Annotated in this window: 6 protein-coding genes; 4 read left to right on the forward strand and 2 right to left on the reverse strand. The window is 66.4% G+C overall.

The window, feature by feature from the left end; translation table 11 throughout:
- The coding region (locus MIC448_RS14815) for a mannitol dehydrogenase family protein (protein ID WP_036301510.1) at nucleotides 1–1,229 on the forward strand (1,229 nt) is incomplete at its 5' end.
- A 24-nt stretch (nucleotides 1,230–1,253) separates the two neighbouring features.
- A complete protein-coding gene (gene uidA, locus MIC448_RS14820) occupies nucleotides 1,254–3,050 on the forward strand; it encodes a beta-glucuronidase (RefSeq protein WP_036301513.1) in 1,797 nt (598 codons plus the stop codon).
- 18 nt (nucleotides 3,051–3,068) lie between these two features.
- On the opposite strand, the gene MIC448_RS14825 is transcribed toward uidA, so the two are convergent.
- The gene (locus tag MIC448_RS14825; protein ID WP_036301516.1) at nucleotides 3,069–4,745 is read right to left on the reverse strand and encodes a CocE/NonD family hydrolase; all 1,677 of its coding nucleotides are present in this window, start codon (nucleotides 4,743–4,745) and stop codon (nucleotides 3,069–3,071) included.
- Between the two features lie 110 nt (nucleotides 4,746–4,855).
- Here MIC448_RS14825 and MIC448_RS14830 point away from each other — a divergent pair, with 110 nt between their 5' ends.
- Complete coding sequence (locus MIC448_RS14830; protein WP_051514124.1) at nucleotides 4,856–5,497, forward strand: TetR/AcrR family transcriptional regulator; 642 nt, start codon at nucleotides 4,856–4,858, stop codon at nucleotides 5,495–5,497.
- Here MIC448_RS14830 and MIC448_RS16755 read toward each other — a convergent pair.
- Entirely contained in the window at nucleotides 5,403–6,011 is a 609-nt protein-coding gene (locus tag MIC448_RS16755) for a helix-turn-helix domain-containing protein (protein ID WP_198517829.1), read from the reverse strand. The genes MIC448_RS14830 and MIC448_RS16755 overlap by 95 nt on opposite strands.
- Between MIC448_RS16755 and MIC448_RS16760 the strand changes: the two genes are divergently transcribed.
- Nucleotides 6,010–6,277 (forward strand): IS3 family transposase (locus MIC448_RS16760; RefSeq protein ID WP_036301519.1); only part of this gene is annotated, 268 nt, incomplete at its 3' end. The two genes, MIC448_RS16755 and MIC448_RS16760, sit on opposite strands and share 2 nt — an antisense overlap.

The following is a 6,277-nucleotide window of genomic DNA, read 5'->3' on the forward strand; positions in this document are numbered from 1 at the left end:
GCGGACCTGATATCGCGACCGCCCTCGAGCGCCAGGACGGTCTCTACACGCTTCTGACCCGTTCGGACGAGGACGACGAGGCCGAGATCGTCGGGAGCATCCGCTCAGCGGTCGACGGGCGCGATACGGCGACGTTCGTGCAGCAGTTCGAGGCACCCGAAACCGCCATCGCCACGCTCACCATCACGGAGGCCGGCTACCGACTGCCCGTGGCCGGTGACGGGCACGACACGATCGAGATCGGCGATGACCTCGCACTGTTGACGGCGATATCCCTGCCGCGTGACACCGACGCCCTTCCGACCCTCAGGACACCCCTCGCGCGCCTGCTGCTCGGTCTGGAACGACGGCGCCTCGCGGGCGCTCCGCCGATCGCTCTCGTCCCCTGTGACAATCTGCCCGCGAACGGTACTGTGCTGCGCGATGCCCTCCACCACGCCGCGGAGCGCACCTTTCCTGAGCTCATCCCCTACCTTTCGACCGATGTCACGTACGTCTCGACATCCGTCGACCGCATCACCCCGCAGATCGATCCGAGTGTGCCAATACGTGTCGCCGAGCTCACCGGCTTCGCCGACGACGCCGCGGTCGTGGCCGAGCCGTTCTCCAGCTGGCTGCTCTCCGGCGACTTCCCCGCCGGCCGCCCGTCCTGGGATGCCGTCGGCGCGAAGTTCGTGACGGATATCGAGCCGTTCGAGCTTCGTAAACTGTGGCTCCTGAACGGCGCGCACTCGTTCCTCGCCTACGCGGGCTTGCTGAGGAGACACACGACCGTTGCGGATGCCATGACGGATCAGCTCATCACCGCAGGACTCGAGGAGTTCTGGAACGAAGCTGCGCGCAATCTGCCCTCCTCCGTGGACCTCGACCTCGACGCCTATCGATCGGCGCTCCTGTCCCGGTTCCACAACAGGGCGATGGCGGACGCGTTGACTCGCATCGGGCGGGACGGGGTCGGGAAGTTGCGAGCGCGGATAGCTCCGGTTCTCCGGGCCGAGCGGGCCGCGGGCCGGCGAGGCACGGGCGCGGCGCGCGTGCTTTCGTACTGGGTAGAGGGAACTCTGGCGAGCAGACTTCCGAGCGATGCGGCAAGCGCGGCAATCGACTCTGCGCGGTCTCGCGTTCGGAGCGAAGCCCGCCGTGCACTGGTCGCGCTCGTCGTCCCCGAACTCGCCGATGACGAAGAACTGCTCGGCGACACGATGGTGCTCGCCGAGTTCGATCACTAAGACCTGACCTCGAGGAGAGACGACATGCTGAAACCCATCGCTACGGCGACACGCGAAGCCAACAAGCTGGATGGACTCTGGCGGTTCGCCATCGACGACGGCAGCGCGCAGGATGCGCGATGGTGGACCTCGCGTCTGCCCGGCCTGCGCGAGGTTCCCGTTCCTGCCAGCTACAACGATCTCTTCATGGATACCGCCGTCGCGTCCCACGTGGGCTGGGTGTATTACCAGCGCCGCCTGCGGGTGCCCGAGTCATGGACGGATTCGGCCATCATCCTGCGCATGGATGCCGCGACCCACGAGGCGTCGGTCTATGTCGGAGACGAGCTGGTGGGATCCCACGTCGGCGGGTACACACCCTTCGAAGTGGATATCACGGCACACGCCAACGCCGGTACGGAGGTGCGTGTCACGATCGCGGTGAACAACGAACTCACCCGCGCCAGCATCCCCCCGGGCGAAGTCGTTACGGGTCCGGACGGGAGGCGTCGCCAGACGTTCCAGCATGACTTCGCGAATTACGCGGGGCTGAACCGGTCCGTCTGGCTTCTGCGTGTTCCGCGTGATCGGGTTCGCGACGTGACCGTCACGACGCGATCGATCGGCCCCCGGGCGATCGTCGACTACGACGTCGTCGTCGACGATGCGGCCGCCGACGTCGTCGTCAATGTTCGTGATGCGGACGACCGCGTGGTGGCGACCGGTGAGGGAGCCCGCGGCAGCGTTGTCGTCGAACACCCGCACCTGTGGGCACCCGGCGACGGCTACCTCTATCGACTGGACGTCGAAGCCCGCAATGGGGACGGCGACATCGTCGATGTCTATGAGCAGCCCTTCGGCATTCGTACCGTCGCGGTGCGCGGTACGCAGTTCCTCATCAACGATGTACCTTTCTCGTTCACGGGCTTCGGCAAGCACGAGGACGCACCCGTCCGGGGACGTGGTCACGACGACGCTTTCATGGTGCACGACTTCGAGCTCATGCGGTGGATCGGCGCCAACTCCTTCCGTACCTCGCACTACCCCTATGCAGAAGACGTCATCGACTACGCGGATCGGCACGGGATCGTCGTCGTTGACGAGACCGCCGCGGTCGGTCTGAACATGGCGGTCGGCGGCGGCGTCTTCGGACAGCGCTCACGACCCACATTCGGTCCGGATGGCTACGGCGACGCCACGCGCACGAGCCATGAGAACGCCATCGAAGAGCTGATCGCGCGGGATAAGAATCACCCGTCCGTCGTGATGTGGAGCCTGGCGAACGAGCCCGACTCGGGGGTCGACGGCGCACGAGAGTACTTCGAACCGCTCGTGGAGCTGGCTCGCCGGCTCGACCCCAGCAGGCCCATCACCTACTCGAACGTCGCCCTGGCCAGCCACGAGACGGATCGGCTCGCCGACCTGTTCGACGTGCTCTGCCTCAACCGCTACTACGGCTGGTACGTGTTCACCGGGGACCTCGCGGCGGCCGAGGTTCGCCTCGAGAAGGATCTGACGGCCTGGGCAGCGGCCTACGACAAACCCATCGTCATGGCAGAGTACGGCGCGGATTCCATAGCGGGCATGCACTCAGCGACGAACGAACCGTGGAGCGAGGAGTACCAGGCCGACCTCCTGCGGATGTACCATCGCGTCTTCGATCGCATTCCGTCGATCGTCGGCGAACACGTATGGAACTTCGCAGATTTTGCGACGGGGCCGAGCACTCACCGTGTCGGTGGCAACAAGAAGGGTGTCTTCACGCGCGATCGCAAACCGAAGGCCGCCGCGTTCGCGCTGCGCGATCGCTGGGCCGCATCGGGCGGCGACGCAACCCCGTAGACGCTGGTCGAGCCGCGATCAGCGCGACCACACCGGCAGATCGATTCGGCTGCCCTGCAGCCCGCCGTGCGCGACCTCCTGCTGGGCGACGATCGTCGATACCGCGTCGAACGCCGCCTCACCCGTGCCCGGGTTGCGCGCGTACCGCGGGTGCGCGCCGGAACTGATCTGAATGCCCAGGCGATGTCCCGCGGCGAAATGGTGGAACGTCGGCCAGAGCGGCAGCGACACCTCACGGAAGCCGTCGGCATCGGCGTCAGGATCTGTGGCGCGCGTGCCCACCGAGCCGATGCGCCGAACTCCATCGCAGACGGTCATGGAGCGACCGTCGGGCCCGACATCCGTGATCCGCACGAAGACGTCGAAACTCGGCGCGCTCGATCGGACCCGGATGTGTGCGACGGGCTCCCCCGCAAGCTCGAGCGGTGTACTTAGCGCGCTCGAACGGAAGGTCACGACGTCCGAGCGCTTCTCGTGCTCGGCGTTGTCGACGGGATCGGTGTCGGGGAGCAGGCTCGGACCGCCGACGGCGGGCGTGGGCTCGTCGGGATCGTACGTGTAGCGCGTGGACCCGGGCGGGACGGCATTCTGGCCGACGGTGCCCTCCGCTCCGAGGAGCCAGGACTGCGACGTGACCGCGGGTGGCGGCCACTCGGGCAGATCGTGCCAGACATCCGTTCCCGTCTGAAAGGCACGGACGGGCGCGGGCCTGTCCCACGGCTCGTCGGCGAAGACACTCTTCAGGAACGCGACGCTGTCGCGATGCGCGGGCGCCGCCTTCCCGGAAGAGATATGACCCCAGGGACCGATCGTGAGGAACGGCGCATTGCCCGCCTCGACGAGCTGACGGTACGTGCGCAGCTGCCAAGGCGTGAAGATGTCGTACCAGCCCGTGAGCATGAACACGGGCGCGGTCACGTCGGGCACCGAACCGGTGTGGGACTGCTTCGTCCAGTACTCGTCGCCCAGGTCTTCGTGCCGGACCCAATCCTGGTACCAGCTGATCTGACGGCCAATCGCCGCCGAGTCGCCGGCGCTCAGCGGCAGGACATCGAACGCCTTCTCGAGCTTCGGGTCGGGAAAGAGCATGCCGAGGAGCGCGAGGCCTCCGCGATCCATCCGATCCATCATCCGGGTCCACCCGAGCGAATTCCGCAGGGCGAACGCACCGTTGTTCCAGGTGATCGCACCGAAGTCGGCCATCGTGATCTGTAGCACGTACGCCTCCGGGGCGTTCTCCGGCTCGTCGCGTTGCATCTTTCCCGCGACCGCCCACTGCGTGTAGCCCATGTAACTTTCGCCGAAGGTCGCGAGCCTCCCCGTGAACCATGGCTGGGCGCGCGTCCAGCGGTGGGTCGCGATGCCGTCGCGCTGCTCGTCCACCTGCGGCTGGAACACCCCCGGAGAACCCCACGTGCCGCGCGAACTGACGAACAGGACGGTGAATCCCTCGTATGCGAGGACACGTGCCGCACCACCCAGCGATCCGCTGCGCCCGTACGGTCCACGGATGACGATCGTCGGGAGCGAGCCGTCTGCTCCGATCGGTCGGTAGAGGTCCGCGAGCAGTTCGATGCCGTCATCCATCGGGACCCGGAGATCCTTCTCGATCTCCACGGCGTACGGACCGAGCTCGGCGCCCTTGCGGCTCCGGCCATCCATGACGCGGGTGAGTCGCTGTCTGAAAGTTGTCATAGCCGCCTCCTCGCGGATCATGAGCGGTGCGGACCGCTGGAGAGGAACGATACACGATAAACGGAATGAATGATTCCGTTTCGCGGATTCGCCCCGCGTAGACTGGCGAAATGCCCGAGACCGACGTCGTCCGCCCGCTCCGGAAGGATGCCGCACGCAACCGCGAGACGGTTCTGAGCGTCGCCGAGACGATCTTCGCCCGTGACGGGTTGGGGGCGTCGATCGAGGCGGTCGCCGCCGCCGCGGGGGTCGGCGTGGGCACCGTTTACCGCGCTTTCGGCTCGAAAGCTGCGCTCGTCGACGCTCTCTTCGCCGAGCGCGTCGCCGAGTCCGTCGCGATGATCGAACGGTGCAGCAGTGCCCCCTCAGGTCACGAGGCGCTGACGTCGGTGCTGCGTGCCTTCGTCGAACTCCAGTCGCGTAGCAGAGCCTTCCAGGAGTTCTTGTTCCGCGACATCGAACAGGATGCCGCGCGGCTGCGTGCCGAGGTGGAGCCGTTGCTGACGGGGATCGTCGAGCGCGCCAAGCGCGAGGGAACCGTGCGCGCCGACTTCGCGGCGACCGACATTCCGATCCTGACGCACACGATCAGCCGGGTGGCGACGAGCACCCCGGGATTCGGGCCCGAACTCGCCCGGCGGCACCTGGAATTGCTGATCAAAGGCCTCGGGCCGACCCCCGACGAAACGCCCGTCCCACCGCCCCTCGCCGATTCCGCGTTCCCGGACTGGATGCGCGGCCTGCCGGGGTGACCGACCGGGTCAGCCGTGCAACAACTCCAGGATCTCGGCGGTCGGGGCGACCTCTCCGATGACGGGGAAGGCGTTGCTTCTCGTAGCGTTTCCAGCGGGTCTCCGTGCGTTTGTATCGCTGCGATGCTGGGAGGCGGTTCAGGCCGAGCTTCTTCAGGATCCGCCAGACACCGGACGCGCTGACGGTGACGTCGTGGTACCGCTTCAGATACATCGTGATCTTCGCCGGGCCGAAGTGATACTGCTGACGCAGCCAGAGGATCTTCTCCACGACTTCCGCGTCCGTCGCGGTCGGTGAGTGGTGCGGGGCGCTGGAGCGGTCCTTCAACCCCTCGAAGCCTTCCGCCCCGTAGCGTTTGAGCCAGGCGTAGTACGCCTGCCGGCTCACGCCGAAGTAGCGGCAGCTCGCCGCGACGTTCCCGCTGACTTCCTCGACGTGACGCAGGACGGCGAGCTTGTGATTGGCCCGTCGCTCGATAGCTCGCAACGCAGACGCGGACAGAGTTGATGTCATGAAGTCTTCCTCCCAACTGGAAGACCCGGCTGTCAACAACCTCCGTCAGTTCTATAGCACGCCCGAGCTCATTCGGCAACGCGGACACTGGCGGACCCTTGAGCAGGTCGAGTTGGCGACACTCGAGTGGGTGTGGTGGTGGAACAACCAGCGCCTCCACGGCGAGCTCGACATGCGCACTCCCATCGAGGTCGAGGACGCCTGCTACGCCGACCAAGAATCAGCCCAACCGGCACCTGAAGCGCTCCAGGTTTTGTGCCGCTCCT

The organism is Microbacterium sp. C448 (assembly GCF_000582705.2).
Lineage (GTDB): Bacteria > Actinomycetota > Actinomycetes > Actinomycetales > Microbacteriaceae > Microbacterium > Microbacterium lacus_A.

Bases quoted from the DNA above. Each gene is read 5' to 3' on its own strand.
- MIC448_RS16755 (WP_198517829.1), bottom strand. From the start codon at position 6,011: ATGACATCAACTCTGTCCGCGTCTGCGTTGCGAGCTATCGAGCGACGG.
- MIC448_RS14830 (WP_051514124.1), top strand. From the start codon at position 4,856: ATGCCCGAGACCGACGTCGTCCGCCCGCTCCGGAAGGATGCCGCACGC.
- uidA (WP_036301513.1), top strand. From the start codon at position 1,254: ATGCTGAAACCCATCGCTACGGCGACACGCGAAGCCAACAAGCTGGAT.
- MIC448_RS14825 (WP_036301516.1), bottom strand. From the start codon at position 4,745: ATGACAACTTTCAGACAGCGACTCACCCGCGTCATGGATGGCCGGAGC.